The organism is Embleya sp. NPDC059213 (genome assembly GCF_042754445.1).
In the GTDB taxonomy this organism is placed as follows: Bacteria; Actinomycetota; Actinomycetes; order Streptomycetales; family Streptomycetaceae; genus Embleya.
Window position 1 is genome coordinate 1 of sequence record NZ_JBHZAV010000033.1, and the last position, 14,504, is coordinate 14,504.

Genomic DNA, 14,504 nt, shown 5'->3' on the forward strand with positions numbered 1-14,504 from the left:
GCCACCGCACCCGCCACGGTGACGCCCGCACCGGCCAGTGCGGCGGAGCGCAGGAACGCCCGTCGGGCGGGTCCGGACAGGGGGGTGACGGGCGGCTGATCGCAGTCGTCGTCGTGCTGCTGACACATGGTGGTTCTCCGGCGCCGGACTGGTTGGGGGGCATGCGCACGGTATTGGCTGGAAAACCCATGCGACTCGTCCGTACCGCCAACAACGGCCGTCGACCGGATGAATTCGCAGGTCGGCCACCCTTCGGTGGCGGGTCGGCACGGTGATCGAGGGGTCGAAAGGCGCCGGAGCCGATCGGGCGAACCGCTCCGGGCCGGCGGAAATGCGCTGGACGACCGGTGGATGGTCGCCGATGATCCGACGATGACCGAACACCTCGACGATTCCTCGCGCCCGCCGTCCGATCCGCCCGCCGATTCCGCCGCTCGCCCCGAGGGCGCTTTCGGGCAGCGGATTCGCTGGGTCTACCTGGTCGGTCGGCCGCTGAGCGCCCTGCTCGCCGGTGACCTGGCCGAGGCGCGCTACCAAACCGGCCTGGAACTGCCCGAGTTCTTCGTCTCGGACCAGGCCCGCGGCCTGTGGCGGCGGCGCTTCGAGCAGGTGACCGCCGAACCCGAGAGCGCGCCCTGGGTGGCCCGGGCCGCGGTGTCCGAGCCGGACGGCGTGGTGGTGGGTTACGCCGGATTCCACGGGCCGCCGGACGAGGTCGGCATGGTGGAGATCGGCTACACCGTGGTACCCGAGGCGCGTCGCCGCGGCCATGCCCGGGCGATGTTGCGGTCGTTGCTGGAGCGGGCGGCCCACGAGCCCGACGTGCGGATCGTGCGGGTCACCATCACCCCGGACAACGCGGCCTCGCTCGCCACCATCCGGGGCTTCCACTTCGTCGAGGTCGGCGAGCAGATGGACGAGGAGGACGGCCTGGAGATCATCTTCGAGGTGCCGGCCGACCGCATCCTCAAGACGTGACGCCCGCCGCTGCGGCGGTGTCCTCGGGCGCCCGATCCACCCGTCGGAAGTTCAGCGCGACGAGCACCGCCACGCCCGCGCCCGCCGCGGCGGCGAACACCGCGGTGCGCAGGCCGTGTGCGGTGGCCACCCGCAGGGCCTCGCCGGTCTTCCCGTCCGTACCGGAGTTGGCGATCGCCACCAGCACCGCGAGCCCCATCGCGCCGCCGACCTGCTGACCGGTGGACGCCATTCCGGACGCGACGCCCTGCTCGTGGCCCGGCACCCCGGTCGCGGCGGCGGCGAACATCGTGGTGTAGGCGACGCCCTGACCGAGTCCGAAGATCAGCAACCCCGGTACCAGGTCGGGATAGGAGGCGCTCGCGGAGATGCCCAGGCCGGTCGCCGACACACCGACCGCGCTCACCGTGAGGCTCACGAGCAGCGTGGACCGTACCCCGAATCGGGTCGCCGACCGGCCGCCGAGCAGCGAGCCGACCAACCCGCCGCCCATCGGGACCAGGAAGGCGAAGCCGGTGCGCAACGCGCCGTACCCGTGTACGCCCTGGAAGTAGACGGTGAGGAAGTACGGCAGCGTGCCGAGCGTGGCCATGAACAGGAACGTCACCGCCATCCCGGTGCCCAGGTTGCGGCCGCGCAGCAGACGCGGCGGCATCAGCGGGTCGGGATTGCGCCCCTCGGCGATCAGGAACACCGCCAGGAGCACGACGCCGAGCGCGGCGCCGGCGAGCGGGCGCGGGTCGGTCCGGTCCGATTCGGGGCCCTGGACCAGGGCGAACACGATCAGCGTGCAGCCCAGGGTCGCGGTCAGCGCACCGAATACGTCGAAGCGCCGACCGGCGACCGGGGCCGGGTCGGCGGGCAGCGCGACGAAGGCGAGCAGTGCGGCGGCGCCGGCGAGCGGGACGTTGACGAAGAACACCGCCTCCCAGCCGAGCGTCCGGGTGAGCACACCGCCGAGCAGCGAGCCCAGGATCAGGCCGCCGGAGCCGGTCGCGGCCCACACCGACAGCGCGCGGTTGCGGGCACGGCCCTCGGCGAACGTGGTGTTGACCAGGGACAGTGTGGCCGGGAACAGGAACGCGCCGCCCAGGCCCTGAACGGCGCGGGCGGCGATCAGCAGGCCGGGTTCGCGGGCCAGACCGCCGGCGAGCGAGGCGACCGCGAACAGCGTCAGGCCGAGTACGAACATCCGCCGCCGGCCCAGCAGATCGGCCATCCGGCCACCGAGCAGCAGGAACGCGCCGAAGGCGACCGCGTACGCGCTGACCACCCACTGGAGGGTCCGGGCGGAGAAGCCGACTCCCGTGCCGATGTCGGGCAGCGCGACGTAGACGATGTTGTAGTCGAGCGAGGTGATCAGGCTCGCGAAGGCGAGCAGCGCCAGGGCGACACCGGGACGGCGCGGACTCCGGCCTGGGCCCGCGCCGTCGACGTCGGTATCGGGCGGGCGGGCGGACACGGGCATGGCGAAGCCTTCCTTCGGCCGGAGGGGATTCGCCCGACCGGACCCGAGGCGGCGGGTCCGGTCGCGGCGGTGCCTCGAACGCTGCCATGCCGGCGCGCCGCCGAGGAGCGGAGTGTTCAGCCTGGGATCGCCGGTCCCTGGATATCGCGGGGTCGGCCCGGCCCGGTGAAGGCCCGGTGCAGGCGCTCGGCGCCCTCGATCAGTCGCTCCGGGCCCTCGGCGAAGGAGTACGCGACGCGCAGGTACGGAGCCGGCGGCTCGGCGGTGAAGTACCCCGGTCCCGGCGTCACCGCGACCCCGGCGCGCAGCGCGGCCGAGGTCAGCGCCCCGACGTCCTGCCCGTCGGGCAGCCGCAACCAGAAGTGGTAGCCGCCGTACGGCAGTCGGTCCGGCAGCAGTCCGGGCAGCAGTCGGTTCAGCGCGTCCGCCAGTACCCGGCGCCGATCGCGCAGCGCGGCGCCCAGCGTGCGCAGGTGCTGCGGCCAGGCCGGCGCGCCGACCAGTTGCAGCGCGGTCTCCTGGAGCGGACGCGGCACGAAGAAGCTGTCCACGGCCTGTACGGCGCGCAGCCGCTCGAAGGCCGGGCCGTGCGCGCTGAGGGCGGCGACCCGCAGGCTCGGCGACGTGGACTTGGTCAGCGAACGGATGTGCACCACCACGCCGTTCGGATCGTCGGCGGCCAGCGGCGCGGGCAACACCGGCGCGTCCGCGTGCACGAGGCGGCGGGCGAAGTCGTCCTCGATCACGAACGCACCCGCCTCGTGCGCGATCCGCAACACCTCGGCGCGGCGCTCGGCCGAGAGCACCGTCGCGGTCGGGTTCTGGAACACCGGCTGGCAGACGAACGCCCGGGCCCGGGTGGCCGCGAACGCGTCGGCGAGCCGATCGGTACGCACCCCGTCGGCGTCCATCGGCACCGGCACCGGCCGCAGCCCGGCGGCCTGCGCGACGGCCAGTACGCCGGGGTAGGTCGGCGATTCCACCAGCACCGGCGAGCCCGGCGCGACCAGCGAACGCAGCGCCGTCGTCAGCGCGTTCTGGCCGCCGGCGGTGATCAGCACATCCGACGTGGAGACCGTGCCGCCGATGTCGCGGGCGAACCACGCGCGCAACTCCGGCAGGCCCTCGATCGGCGGGCGTTCCCAGGCGCCGGGGCGGCGGCCGGCGCGGGAGAGCGCGGCGGCGAGCGCGCGTTCGGGTTGCAGCGAGGCGTGCAGGTAGCCGTTGTTGAGATCGACCACCTCGGGCGGGGCCGCCGCGAGCGCGGACAACACGCCGGACGCGTCCGGGCTGCGCTGCGGGGGCAGGCCCGGCTCCGCGCTGAGCGCCACCTCCTGCCACGAGGTGTCGCCCGTCGGCGCGGCCGGGCGGCCGGGCGCGGTGCGGTAGACGCCGGCTCCGGGACGGGAGATCACCAGCCCCTCGGCGGCGAGCGTGGCGATCGCGCGGGAGACCGTCACCGGGCTGACCCGGTGCCGCTCGACCAGCGAGCGGCTGGACGGCAGCTTCTCGCCAGGTGAGTAGCGGTTCAATTCCAGACGCAGGATGGCGACAAGATCGACAGTACCGCTACTCTGATTCATGACAGTACAGGATAGCGCTATTCGGCCGGCGTCGATAGCGGTCGGCGGTACCGCGCTCGCGGCGCTCGCGATCGTGACCTTCTCGCTCAGCTTTCCGGCGACCGTGTGGGCCCTGGGCGGGTTCGGCCCGTGGACGGTCACCGGGTTGCGCGGACTGCTCGCGGCGCTGTTCGCCGGCGCGGCGCTGCTCGCGGTGCGGGCACGGCTGCCGGCGCGGGCGGACCGGCTCGGGCTGGCGGTGATCGCGGTCGGCTGCGTGCTCGGCTTCCCGCTGCTGACCACGCTCGCGCTACAGACCTCCTCGACGGCGCACTCGGCGGTGGTGATCGGTCTGCTGCCGTTGGCTACCACGGTCTGCTCGGTGCTGCGCACCGGTGAACGGCCGAGTCGGTCCTTCTGGGCGGCGGCGGTCGCGGGCGCGGTGGTGGTGTTCGCGTTCGCCGTGCAGCAGAGCAGCGGCGGGGTCGGCCTCGCGGACGTGTACCTGTTCGCCGCACTGGTGTTGTGTGCGGCCGGCTATGCCGAAGGCGGGCGGCTGGCCCGGCACTTGCCGGGCTGGCAGGTGATCGCGTGGGGTGTGGTGTTCGCGGCCCCGGCCACCGCTCTGGTCGCGGCACTGGGCCTGGCCACCGAGCCGCTCCACCCGGACGCGCGAAGCGTGGGCGGCCTGCTGTACCTGGCGGCGATCTCGCAATTCCTCGGCTTCGTCGGCTGGTACCGGGGCATGGCCGTGATCGGCGTTCCGGCGGCCAGCCAACTACAGCTCGGCCAGCCCCTGTTGACGCTGCTCTGGGCCGTGCTGATCCTCGACGAGACACTCACCCCCGCCATGCCCCTGGCCGCTCTCGCGGTCCTGGCCTGCATAGCCCTGACCCAACACACCAGGTCGACCCCGACGAGCCCCTGACCCACACCACACCACACGCACCGGCCTCCGGCGGAAACGTACGCCGCAGGCGAATGGGCCTGCCGGCCAAGGGCCTTCCGGGCGGCGACGCAACGAGCACGCTGCGGCCCGCTCCGCCGATCGGCGACGAGCTTCCCGGGGGCGATGGGACGGACGGCGTGCGGGCGTAGGGCGGGGCCGGGTGGCGGGGGCGAGCCGGTTCGTGTGTCGGTTGGGGTTTCTCGGGTGAGGGTGAAACGGGCGACGCACAGGGCGGGCCGAGTGGAAGGGGGGAGCCGATTCGTGCGTCGGTCGCGGGTTTCTCGGGTGGCGGAGGACCGGGCGCTTCGTCTCTGTTTGCGCTCCGGCCGCCGGTTTCGCGGTGAGGGTGGAACGGGCGGCGGGCCGGGCGGGCCGAGCGGGAGGGGGAGCCGCGTGCGTCGGTCGCGGGTTTCTCGGGTGGCGGGGGAACGGGCGTGTTGCGGCTCCGTTTGCGAGCCGGGGCGGGTTTCCCGGGTGGCGGCGGAAGGCGTGAGGCTGGGCCGGTTTGTGTGTCGACCGGGGGCTCCGGGGCCGGACGGAACGCGCGGCCCGGCCCGGGTGTCGGCTGCGGGTCTCCCGGACGGGTGGTGTCGCGTGGACGGTGGGCGGGGTCAGGCCACTGGGCGGATGCGGTCCACGCCGGCTCGGTGCAGTGCCGCCGCCAGGTTGTTCCGGGCCTCGGTCTGGGCGGCGATCCGGGCGTCAAGTACGGCCAATCGGTCCAGGGCGATCCGTACGGCGGTCGCGGACGGCGGTCGCGCCGCCACGTCGACGCCCGCGTCCAGGCACGGGAGGAAGGCGCGTACGTCGTCCAGGGTGAGCCCGACGCCGAGCAGTTCGCGGATCGACCGGACCCGGGCCACGTCCCGTTCGTCGTACACCCGATACCCGTTCGCCGACCGAGCCGACTCGATCAACCCCGCCTGCTCGTAGTGGCGCAACGCACGCGGCGTCGTCCCGGTCGCCGCCGCCAGCTCACCGATCCGCATCCGGACACCTCCGCTCCCGACCACTCCTATCACGCCCCACCCCGCATGCCGTCACTCCCGCCTCCGCCCCCGCCTCCGCCCCCGCCTCCGCCTCCGCCTCCGCCTCCGCCCCCGCGTCTGCCTCCGCCTCTGCCTCCGCCTCCGCCTCCGCCTCTGCCTCCGCCTCTGCCTCCGCCCCCGCGCCCGCCTCCGCCCCCGCGTCTGCCCCCGCCTTCGCGTCCGCCTTCGCGTCTGCGTCCGCGGTTGTGAGTGGGTTCGTGCCTGGTGCCGTTCCCGCGAAGGGGAGGGTGGCTGTGTTGGTGCCTGGGGTCAGGAGACGACCGCGCCGCCGTCGGCCGGCAGGACCACGCCGGTGATGAAGGAGGCGCCGGGGGACGCGAGGGTGGTGATGGACCAGGCGATCTCCTCGGGTGTGCCGATTCGGCCCATCGGGGTGTGCGCGAGTTGCCAGGCGCGGATGGTGGCGCGTTGTTCGGGCGTCCAGCCCTGGTGCTCGCCGATCGGAGTGTCGATCGCGCCGGGTGCGACCGCGACGACCCGGACCCCGCGCGGGGCGAGTTCGACGGCCCAGCTTCGGGTGAGCAGTTCCAGGGCGGTCTTGGTCGCCGCGTAGAGCGAGTTGCCCGGCCAGGCGCGCTGCCCGACGGAGGTGGTGACGTTGACGACCACCCCGCCGGCGGCCTCCAGCAGCGGCAGCGCGGCCTGGGTGAGCAGGACCGGGGCGATCAGGTTGGTGGCGAGCAGCGGGTCGATGCTCTCGCGGGTGTAGCCGCCCAGGTGGCCGGTGCCGACGATGCCCGCGTTGTTGACGAGCACGTCGAGCCGGCCGTGCGTCTCGGCGATGGTGCCCACGATCCGCTCGACCTCGCCGGCGGCGGTGAGGTCGGCGGCGAGCGGGGTGATCCGGTCGTGGCCCGCCGAGGTCTCGGCGAGCGGTTCGGTGCGGCGCCCGACGGCGATCACGTGCGCGCCCTCGGCGGCGAAGGCGCGTGCGGCGGCCCGACCGATACCGGTACCGGCACCGGTGATCAGGACGACGCGGGGCGGATGGGAGCCGGTGTCATCGAGGTTTGTCATGCCGTGATCGTGCAACCCTGCCGCCGGCGACAGGGTCAAGCGACCGCACGCGAGCGGGGACGACCGGGCTGGCCCGAATGCCCGGAGACCGGGCGCCGGGCGCCTCGAACGCAGGTGCGGGCCGGGGGACGTACGCTTGCGGATTGATCCCTGGCTCTTGCATCCGTAGGCGGAGGCCGTACATGTCCCAACCCGCTCCACGTTCGCGGCCCCGACCCCGGATCGCGATCTTCGGCGCCGGCAGCGTCGGCTGCCAGCTCGGTGGTCGGCTCGCCGCCTTCGCCGACATCACCCTGATCGGACGCCCCACCGTCCTGGACGCACTCGCGGACGGTTTGACCGTCACCGGCGCGGGCCGTCCCCCGACCGTGGTCGAACCGGAGCGGCTGACCCTGGCCCGGACGCCGGACGCGGTGGCCGGCGCCGACTTCGTGCTGGTCACCGTCAAGTCCGCGGCCACCGCCGAGGCCGGCCGCGAGCTGGCCGGTCGGCTCAGCCCGGCCGCGATCGTGGTCAGTCTGCAGAACGGCGTGCGCAACCCCGCCGTGCTGCGGGCCGCGCTGCCCGGGCATACCGTGCTGGCCGGCATGGTCCCGTACAACGTGCTGCGCACCGAGCCCGCGGTGTTCCATCAGGGCACGTCCGGCGCGCTGATGATCGACGCGAATCCCCGGGCCATCCCGCTCGTGGACGTGCTGGCCGAGGCCGGCATCCCGGTCCAGGTCCGCGAGGACATGCCCGAGGTGCAGCACGCGAAGTTGCTGATGAATCTCAACAACGCGATCAACGCGCTGTCCGGCCTGCCGCTGCGCGATCAGCTCGGACAGCGCGACTATCGGGCGTGCCTGGCGCTGTGCCAGGGCGAGGCGCTCACCGCGTTCCGGGCCGAGGGCATCCGACCGGCCAAGCTCGGTCCCGGCTCGGCCGCGCGCAATCGGCAACTGCTCGGGTTGCCCGATCCGCTGTTTCGTCGGTTGGCGGGGTCCGCGCTGCGGATCGACGCGAAGGCGCGTTCGTCGATGTGGGAGGACCTGCAACGGGGCCGGCGTACCGAGGTGGACAGTGTGCAGGGCGAGATACTCGCGATGGCCGAACGCAACGGGCTGACCGCGCCCGCCAACGCGCGTCTGATCGCGCTGATCCGCGAGGCGGAGACCGCGCCGGCGGGACAGGCCCGGCAGTGGAGCGGACCGGATCTGCTCGCCGAACTCACCACGGCGGTCGCGGACACCGCCTGACCGGCCGGCGCGGTCCCGAGTGGGGGGATGCGGGCGCGCGGAGCGGGCGGGTAGATCGCGACGCGCGGACTCGGGTGCGGGGATCGACCGTGCGGATCCGGACACGCGGCCCCGCGACGGGCCGATCGCGGATCACCAGGTCCGCGCCGCGCGGACCAGGTGCTGGTGGACCAGCATCACGTGCGGGTGGCCCGCGGTGCCCGCGCGGCGGACCAGGTAGCCGGTGTTGATCGGCGGGTCGTCCGGGGTGAGCAGCGCCACCAGCGCGCCGGACGCGAGCTCGCCCGCGCACAGGTAGCGCGGCAACACGGTCATGCCCGCGCCGGCGACCACCGCGGTCAGCACGCCGCGCAGGTCCGGGACGGTGATCGCGGCCCGTTCGGTGAGCCGGGTGCCGAACACGTGGCGCCAGTAGCGGCGGGCGATCGGCAGGTCCTCGGCATAGCTGACCAGCGGTACCGAGCGCAGCGCGGCGGGGCCCTCGGCGGCGACCCGATCCGGCCCGATGCGCTCGGCCCAGTGCGGCGCCGCGACCAGTACGAACTCCTCGTCCATCAGCGGGACGGCGGCCAGCGTGCGGCCGCGCGGCCGGGTCGTGGCCAGAACCAGGTCGTACCGGCCCGCGCGCAACCCGTCGAGCAGGTCGTCGGTGAGCCCCGGGGAGATCCGCAGCAATACGCCGCGCTCGATCAGCGGCGCGAGTACCGGCAACACCAGCACACACAGCACCTCGGCGGGACCGGCGATGTGCACCGGCTCGGCCGGGGTGTCCGCGCCGAATCGATCACGATCGGCCACCTCCGCCAGCGCGTCCAGCGGGTCCGCGACCCGAATGGCCAGGTCGTCCGCGATCGGCGTGGCGGCCACGCCGCGAGGCAACCGCTCGAACAGCGCCCGGCCCAATCGGCGCTCCAGGGTGCGGATCTGGGTGGTGACCGTGGGCTGGGACAGACCCAGTACGCGGGCGGCGCCGGTGAAGGAGCCGGCGCGGTGCACCGCCAGGAAGGTACGCAGCAGCGTCAGATCCAGGGGCCCGCGGCCGGCCGGATCCGGTATCGAGGCCGATTCGGCGAGCCGTGACCCATCGGAATCATCATGGCTCATGGTGGAGAGCCTATTTGAATACCGATGGGTGGGCGATCTACGTTCGAGTCCGACGGCGCGACCACCGGCCGCGACCGGCCGATGCGATTGGGAGAAGACCCATGGCGAAAATCCTGTTCGTGCTCAGCGGTTCCGACCACTGGACGCTGGCCGACGGCACCCGGCATCCGACCGGCTTCTGGGCCGAGGAGGCCGTCGCGCCGTTCGAGGTGTTCAGCGCGGCGGGCCACGACGTCGTGGTGGCCACACCCGGCGGCGTGACCCCGACCGTCGACGCGGCGAGCCTGGCGCCGGAGGTGAACGGAGGGCCGGACGGCCTGGCCGCGGTCACCGCCGGGCTGGAACGGTTCACCGCACTGCGTGCGCCGATCGACCTGGCGGACGTCGACCTCGCCGACTACGCGGCGGTCTTCTATCCGGGCGGCCACGCGCCGATGGAGGACCTGGCGGTGAACGCGGCCTCCGGGGCGCTGCTCACCGCGGCGCTCGACTCGGGCAAGCCGCTGGGCGTGGTCTGCCACGGGCCGGCCGCGCTGCTCGCGGCCGAACGTCCCGACGGCACCTCGCCGTTCGCCGGCTACCGACTGACCGCGTTCACCAACACCGAGGAGACCCAGGCCGGCTTCGCGGACCGGGCCGGCTGGCTCCTCCAGGACCGCCTGATCGCCCTCGGCGCGGACTTCCGAGAGGGCACCCCCTGGTCCCCCAACGTGGTCGTGGACCGCAACCTGCACACCGGCCAGAACCCGTCCTCGGCCGCTCCCTTGGCGACCGAACTCGTCAAGACCCTGAACTGACCCGACTCCTCGCACCACTGCCGCTGCCGCGCACTCCCGACCGAGGCCGACCGGACGGAGCCGCCCCTGCCGGGGGTCGAGCCGATCGGATCGGCCGGGTTCGCGCGGCAGCGGTCGTGCTCGTGGGGGCCGTCAGTGTTCCGGCGGGGCTGAGGTCGCCCTGTTCCCGCCCGACGCCGCCGAAGAGTCGCCGATGCCGGTGGGTGGGGCCGGTCGGATCGGCCGGGTTCGGGTGGTGGTGGCCGTGCCCGCCCGCGGTCTCTTCGGTGTTCCGGTGGGAGCGGGGAGGCCGTGGTCGGTGCGTTCCCGACCGATCGGACGAGGTTGTTTCCGTCGGTGGGTCGGGTTCGGGCGGTGGCGGTGGTGTGTGCCCGGGGTTTCATCGGTGCTCCGGCGGGAGGGGGGAGACCAGGGTCGCCGCGCCCGAGGGGGATGTGCCGATCACGGCTCGCCCGGCCGGAGAGGGGGACCCGGTGGTGGGGGCTGTCGCGGATACCGGGCCCGGGGTGGCCGGGGTGCCGGGCTCGGGGGTCAACGACGGCGTGCCCTCGGTGACGGGTCGAGCAGGTGGGCGGTGGGGATCAGGATCGCGGCGAGTACGGCGACCACCGCGAAGGAGACGCCCAGCGACGCGTGGTCGGCGATGCCGCCGACGATGGCGGGGGCGAGCAGGCCCGACGTGTAGGTGACCGTGGCCACGCCGGCGATGGACTGGCTCGGGTCCTGGCCGGTCCGTCCGGCCGCGGCGAAGGTCAGCGGCAGGACCGCGGCCACGCCCACGCCGAGCAGGGCGAAGCCGATCGCGGCGGGCCACGGGGAATGCGCGGTGGCGACCAGGACCGCGCCGGTCGTGGCCAGGACCGCGCCGCCCCGAACGGCTCGGACCACCCCGAACCGGTCCACGACCCGGCCGGAGAGCAGCCGGGCGACGGTCATCGTGCAGGCGAAGCCGGTGAACGCGAGCGCCGCGACGCCGGGGGAGGCGCCCGCGACCTCCCGCAGGTGGACCGCGCTCCAGTTCGCCCCGGCGCCCTCGGCGAAGACCGCGCAGAAGCCGACCGCGCCGATCGCGAGCACCGCCCGGGACGGCAGCGTGAAGCGGCGCGGGGCCGGGGCGCCGGCCGTGGGACGCGCGTCGAGCAGGTTGCGGCCGGCGATCCAGCCCACCGCGGCGAGCAGTACGGCCAGGCCGGCCAGGTGTACGCGGGCATCGAGCCCGGCGAACGCGGCGGCGGCCCCCAGACCCGCACCGACCAGCGCGCCGGCGCTCCACATCCCGTGCAGCAGCGGCAATGTCGAGCGGCCGACCCGCTGTTCGACCACGAGCCCCTGGGTGTTCATCGCCACATCGGACATGCCCGCCCCCACGCCGTACACCAGCAACGCCGCGCACAGCCACGGCAGGCCGGGGGCGGAGGTGGGCAGCAGCGGCACCGCGCACCACAGCGCGATCAGGCAGCGCAACGCGGTTCGGCCGCCGTGCCGGTGGACCAGCGACGCGGCCACCGGCATGGCCAGCGAGGCGCCGACGGCGGGGGCGGCCAGGGCGACGCCCAGTTGGCCCGGGCTCAGGTCGAGGTGTTCCTGCAGCCACGGCAACCGGGAGGCGAAGCCGCCGCCGACCGCGCCGTGCACGGCGAAGATCAGGCTCGCCGCGACCCGGGCCCGACCCGCCTCGGCGGCTTCGGTCCCGCCGTCGGCCCCGACCCCGAGCCCGGCTCCGGCCCCAACTTCGGCCTCGACTTTCGAAGATGCTGCATCGGGCGCACCGATGGCGTCATGAGACGTGGAAGTCTGCGTCATGGTGCGATAAATTATCAGGCAGGGTTCCTGAAAGAAAGAGTCTGCGAGGATCGGTAGCCATGACCACCGCCCGGGCCGCGACAACCGCCCCCTCCGCGACAGCGCTCCGCACCGCGACGCCGAGCACGGCCCGCGCGATCAACGACCGGCTGGCCCTGGATCTGCTGATCGAACACGGCCCGCTGACCGCCTCCCAGCTCAAGACCCTCACCGGGCTGTCCCGCCCGACCGTCGCGGATCTGGTCGAACGCCTCGGCGGCGCGGGCCTGATCCACCTGGTCGGCGAGGCCGGCGAACGCCAACGCGGCCCGAACGCACGCCTGTACGGCATCGTCGCGGAACGCGCCCACATCGCCGGACTGGACGTGCGCGTGGGCGGCGTCGAGTTGGCCGTCGCCGATCTGGCCGGCCGCACCGTCGCGACCGGCGCACTCGCCATCCCCGCCGACCGCGACCCGGCCCGAGCCCTCGCCGACATCCTCGGGCTGCTGGACGCCGCCGCCGCCCGAGCCGGAGCCGACACGCTGCACACGTTCGGCATCGGCGTGCCCGGCCTGGTCGATCCGGCCTCCGGCAACCTGCGCTCGTCCTGCTTCCCGCCCGGCTGGCATGCCCCCCTGGTGGCCGCGCTCCGCGAACGCGGCCGGGTGCTCCTGGAGAACGAGTCCAACCTCGCCTGTATCGCCGAGCAACGCCTCGGCGCGGCCCGGAACCTGGACACGTTCGTCCTGGTCTGGCTCGGTCAGGGCATCGGCGCGGGCGTGATGCTGGACGGCCGACTGCGGCGGGGCGCCTCCGGCGGCAGCGGCGAACTGGGTTTCCTCCCGGTCCCGGGCACCGGCCACCGGCCCTCGCGGGTGGACTGCTCGGGCGGCTTCCACACCCTGGTCTCGGGCCTGGCGATCGAGGAACTGGCCGCCGGGCACGGCTTCACCGGCAGCGCCGAGGAATGTGTGCGGGCGGCGGCCGAACAGGTCGACGCGGGGCAGGACACGGGAGCCGGCGCCGCGCTCCTGGACGAACTCGCCGCCCGGGTCGTGGTCGGGGCCGCCGCGCTGGCGGTCATCCTGGACCCCGGCTGCGTGGTGCTGGGCGGCGAGACCGGACGGGCCGGTGGTACGGCGCTGGCCGATCGGGTCGAGGCCCGACTCGCCGAGGCGACGCCGCTGAGCACGCGGGTGCTGGCGGGTTCCGTCCCCGGCAACGCGATTCTGGACGGCGCCGTGCTGACCGCCCTCGACGATGCCCGCGACGAGCTGTTCGGCGGGCGGCAGCGCTGACGGCCCGGGACGCGCCCCGCGTCAGACCCGGTGGGTGCCGGAGAGCAGGCCCGCGGGCGCGACCGCGCTCCACGCGTCGAAGAGTTCGGTGACGTTGGGGTAGCGCTCGGCCGGGTCGCGTCGGGTCGCCCGCTCCACCACCGCGAGTTGGGCCAGCGTGCCGCGCCAGGCCCGCTCCTCGTCGCCCGCGTCCAGCAGCAGGCGCAGGGTGCGGCCGAGCAGGAACACGGTGCCCGCGCGGGTGACCAGCGCGCCGCGGCGGCTGTGCTCGGGCGGCATGTAGCGGGTGGACCCGGACAGCCGGGCGGTGTCCAGCACGAACGGCGCGCTGCGGTACTCGTCCAGATCGATCAGGTGTACCCGGCGGGCGGCGAAGTCGTACAGCACGCAGCCGTCGTACCAGTCCACCCCGACGTAACCGGCCGCGTCGATCAGGCGGTGCGCGTCCAGGATCGCGTCCAGCGCCGCGTGCACGTCGTGCAGCGGCAGGGCGCGAAAGCGGGCGAGCGGCGAGGCCGCGCCGGTGCGCAACTGTTTGCCCGCGCGCTTGAGCGTCGAGTGGTACAAGACCTCGCCCGCGCGCCACGGCCCCACCGTCACCGGCACGCCGTTGGCGCTGAACGAGTGCAGCACCGGCACGATCGCCGGATGCCGGACGTGCGCGTGCAGGTCGATCGCGCGACGCAGGCACAGCGCGGACGCGGCGTTGGGGCCGGTCTTGACGAACCAGTTGCCCTCGACGCGCACACCGTAGGAGACCGCACCCGAGTCCTGGTCGCCGAAGGTCGTGTGCACGGTTCCGATCGAGCGCAGGAAATCGGCGGGATCCTGTGCGGTGTCGATGGCGTCGAGCAGTGGGTGCGGCACGGCGGTGGGCCTTTCCTGGCGGGTGTTCCGGACCCGCCGCCCGAGGGTCGGCAGCGTGGACGGATCGAGCGTGTGGGCATCGGGTCCTTACAGCGACGGTAGCGCCCTCGGGAAGGGCGATGGGCCGTTTTCGGCGGAAGCCCCGCAGATGAGGGGCTCGGCCGGGGAGATCGGGCGGCGCAGCAGAACAGGATTTCGGGGGATCCTGTCGGGAAACACGGCAATTGTTCGACTCGGCCCGACGAGGCGGAGCGCGGTGAATCCGCCACGTCCCGCCTCGCCCGCCGCACCGCGGAGGGGCACCTCCCCAAAGGTCCTCCGCAGGGCTATTCACTTCGGTCCGGGCGGATTTCCCGCTCGAGCGCCGATCCGCAGTCGGCGATCGGACGTGG

At 74.0% G+C, this 14,504-nt stretch carries 12 protein-coding genes; 5 read left to right on the forward strand and 7 right to left on the reverse strand.

Going from position 1 to position 14,504, the window contains the following annotated elements; all coding sequences use genetic code 11:
- Positions 1-372: 372 nt before the first annotated feature.
- Entirely contained in the window at positions 373-978 is a 606-nt protein-coding gene (locus ACFXMF_RS15105) for a GNAT family N-acetyltransferase (RefSeq protein ID WP_379992672.1), read from the forward strand.
- Here ACFXMF_RS15105 and ACFXMF_RS15110 read toward each other — a convergent pair.
- Together ACFXMF_RS15110 and ACFXMF_RS15115 are read right to left on the reverse strand one after the other, a co-directional pair.
- Entirely contained in the window at positions 968-2,446 is a 1,479-nt protein-coding gene (locus ACFXMF_RS15110) for an MFS transporter (RefSeq protein ID WP_360321186.1), read from the reverse strand. The genes ACFXMF_RS15105 and ACFXMF_RS15110 overlap by 11 nt on opposite strands.
- Positions 2,447-2,562: 116 nt before the next feature.
- A complete protein-coding gene (locus ACFXMF_RS15115) occupies positions 2,563-4,029 on the reverse strand; it encodes a PLP-dependent aminotransferase family protein (protein WP_379990279.1) in 1,467 nt (488 codons plus the stop codon).
- On the opposite strand from ACFXMF_RS15115, the gene ACFXMF_RS15120 reads away from it, so the two are divergent.
- On the forward strand, positions 4,028-4,936 hold the full coding sequence (locus ACFXMF_RS15120; RefSeq protein WP_360321192.1) for a DMT family transporter: 909 nt from the start codon (positions 4,028-4,030) through the stop codon (positions 4,934-4,936). The genes ACFXMF_RS15115 and ACFXMF_RS15120 overlap by 2 nt on opposite strands.
- A 632-nt stretch (positions 4,937-5,568) precedes the next feature.
- Here ACFXMF_RS15120 and ACFXMF_RS15125 read toward each other — a convergent pair.
- A complete protein-coding gene (locus ACFXMF_RS15125; protein WP_360321195.1) occupies positions 5,569-5,946 on the reverse strand; it encodes a MerR family transcriptional regulator in 378 nt (125 codons plus the stop codon).
- A gap of 309 nt (positions 5,947-6,255) precedes the next feature.
- Entirely contained in the window at positions 6,256-7,023 is a 768-nt protein-coding gene (locus tag ACFXMF_RS15130; RefSeq protein ID WP_360321198.1) for an SDR family oxidoreductase, read from the reverse strand.
- Positions 7,024-7,205: 182 nt separating this feature from the next.
- Here ACFXMF_RS15130 and ACFXMF_RS15135 point away from each other — a divergent pair, with 182 nt between their 5' ends.
- Positions 7,206-8,261, forward strand: a complete 1,056-nt coding sequence (locus ACFXMF_RS15135) for a 2-dehydropantoate 2-reductase (RefSeq protein ID WP_360321201.1) — start codon at positions 7,206-7,208, stop codon at positions 8,259-8,261.
- Between the two features lie 132 nt (positions 8,262-8,393).
- Here the strand turns inward: ACFXMF_RS15135 and ACFXMF_RS15140 are convergent, their stop codons facing one another.
- Positions 8,394-9,365, reverse strand: coding sequence for a LysR family transcriptional regulator (locus ACFXMF_RS15140; RefSeq protein WP_360321204.1), 972 nt, complete (start codon positions 9,363-9,365; stop codon positions 8,394-8,396).
- 101 nt (positions 9,366-9,466) lie between these two features.
- On the opposite strand from ACFXMF_RS15140, the gene ACFXMF_RS15145 reads away from it, so the two are divergent.
- On the forward strand, positions 9,467-10,162 hold the full coding sequence (locus tag ACFXMF_RS15145; protein ID WP_360321207.1) for a type 1 glutamine amidotransferase domain-containing protein: 696 nt from the start codon (positions 9,467-9,469) through the stop codon (positions 10,160-10,162).
- A gap of 531 nt (positions 10,163-10,693) precedes the next feature.
- Here the strand turns inward: ACFXMF_RS15145 and ACFXMF_RS15150 are convergent.
- Positions 10,694-11,965, reverse strand: a complete 1,272-nt coding sequence (locus tag ACFXMF_RS15150; protein ID WP_380020654.1) for an MFS transporter — start codon at positions 11,963-11,965, stop codon at positions 10,694-10,696.
- Positions 11,966-12,024: 59 nt separating this feature from the next.
- Here ACFXMF_RS15150 and ACFXMF_RS15155 point away from each other — a divergent pair, with 59 nt between their 5' ends.
- Positions 12,025-13,245, forward strand: a complete 1,221-nt coding sequence (locus tag ACFXMF_RS15155; RefSeq protein WP_379990280.1) for an ROK family protein — start codon at positions 12,025-12,027, stop codon at positions 13,243-13,245.
- A 21-nt stretch (positions 13,246-13,266) separates the two neighbouring features.
- On the opposite strand, the gene ACFXMF_RS15160 is transcribed toward ACFXMF_RS15155, so the two are convergent.
- Positions 13,267-14,112: a serine/threonine protein kinase gene (locus tag ACFXMF_RS15160; protein WP_360321216.1), complete on the reverse strand. Its 846-nt coding sequence runs from the start codon at positions 14,110-14,112 to the stop codon at positions 13,267-13,269.
- Positions 14,113-14,504 lie beyond the last annotated feature (392 nt).

Excerpts from the sequence above, each read along its gene's own strand:
- ACFXMF_RS15145 (WP_360321207.1), top strand. The coding sequence starts at position 9,467 with ATGGCGAAAATCCTGTTCGTGCTCAGCGGTTCCGACCACTGGACGCTG.
- ACFXMF_RS15130 (WP_360321198.1), bottom strand. The coding sequence starts at position 7,023 with ATGACAAACCTCGATGACACCGGCTCCCATCCGCCCCGCGTCGTCCTG.
- ACFXMF_RS15135 (WP_360321201.1), top strand. The coding sequence starts at position 7,206 with ATGTCCCAACCCGCTCCACGTTCGCGGCCCCGACCCCGGATCGCGATC.
- ACFXMF_RS15140 (WP_360321204.1), bottom strand. The coding sequence starts at position 9,365 with ATGAGCCATGATGATTCCGATGGGTCACGGCTCGCCGAATCGGCCTCG.
- ACFXMF_RS15120 (WP_360321192.1), top strand. The coding sequence starts at position 4,028 with ATGACAGTACAGGATAGCGCTATTCGGCCGGCGTCGATAGCGGTCGGC.
- ACFXMF_RS15105 (WP_379992672.1), top strand. The coding sequence starts at position 373 with ATGACCGAACACCTCGACGATTCCTCGCGCCCGCCGTCCGATCCGCCC.
- ACFXMF_RS15150 (WP_380020654.1), bottom strand. The coding sequence starts at position 11,965 with ATGACGCAGACTTCCACGTCTCATGACGCCATCGGTGCGCCCGATGCA.
- ACFXMF_RS15115 (WP_379990279.1), bottom strand. The coding sequence starts at position 4,029 with ATGAATCAGAGTAGCGGTACTGTCGATCTTGTCGCCATCCTGCGTCTG.
- ACFXMF_RS15155 (WP_379990280.1), top strand. The coding sequence starts at position 12,025 with ATGACCACCGCCCGGGCCGCGACAACCGCCCCCTCCGCGACAGCGCTC.
- ACFXMF_RS15110 (WP_360321186.1), bottom strand. The coding sequence starts at position 2,446 with ATGCCCGTGTCCGCCCGCCCGCCCGATACCGACGTCGACGGCGCGGGC.
- ACFXMF_RS15125 (WP_360321195.1), bottom strand. The coding sequence starts at position 5,946 with ATGCGGATCGGTGAGCTGGCGGCGGCGACCGGGACGACGCCGCGTGCG.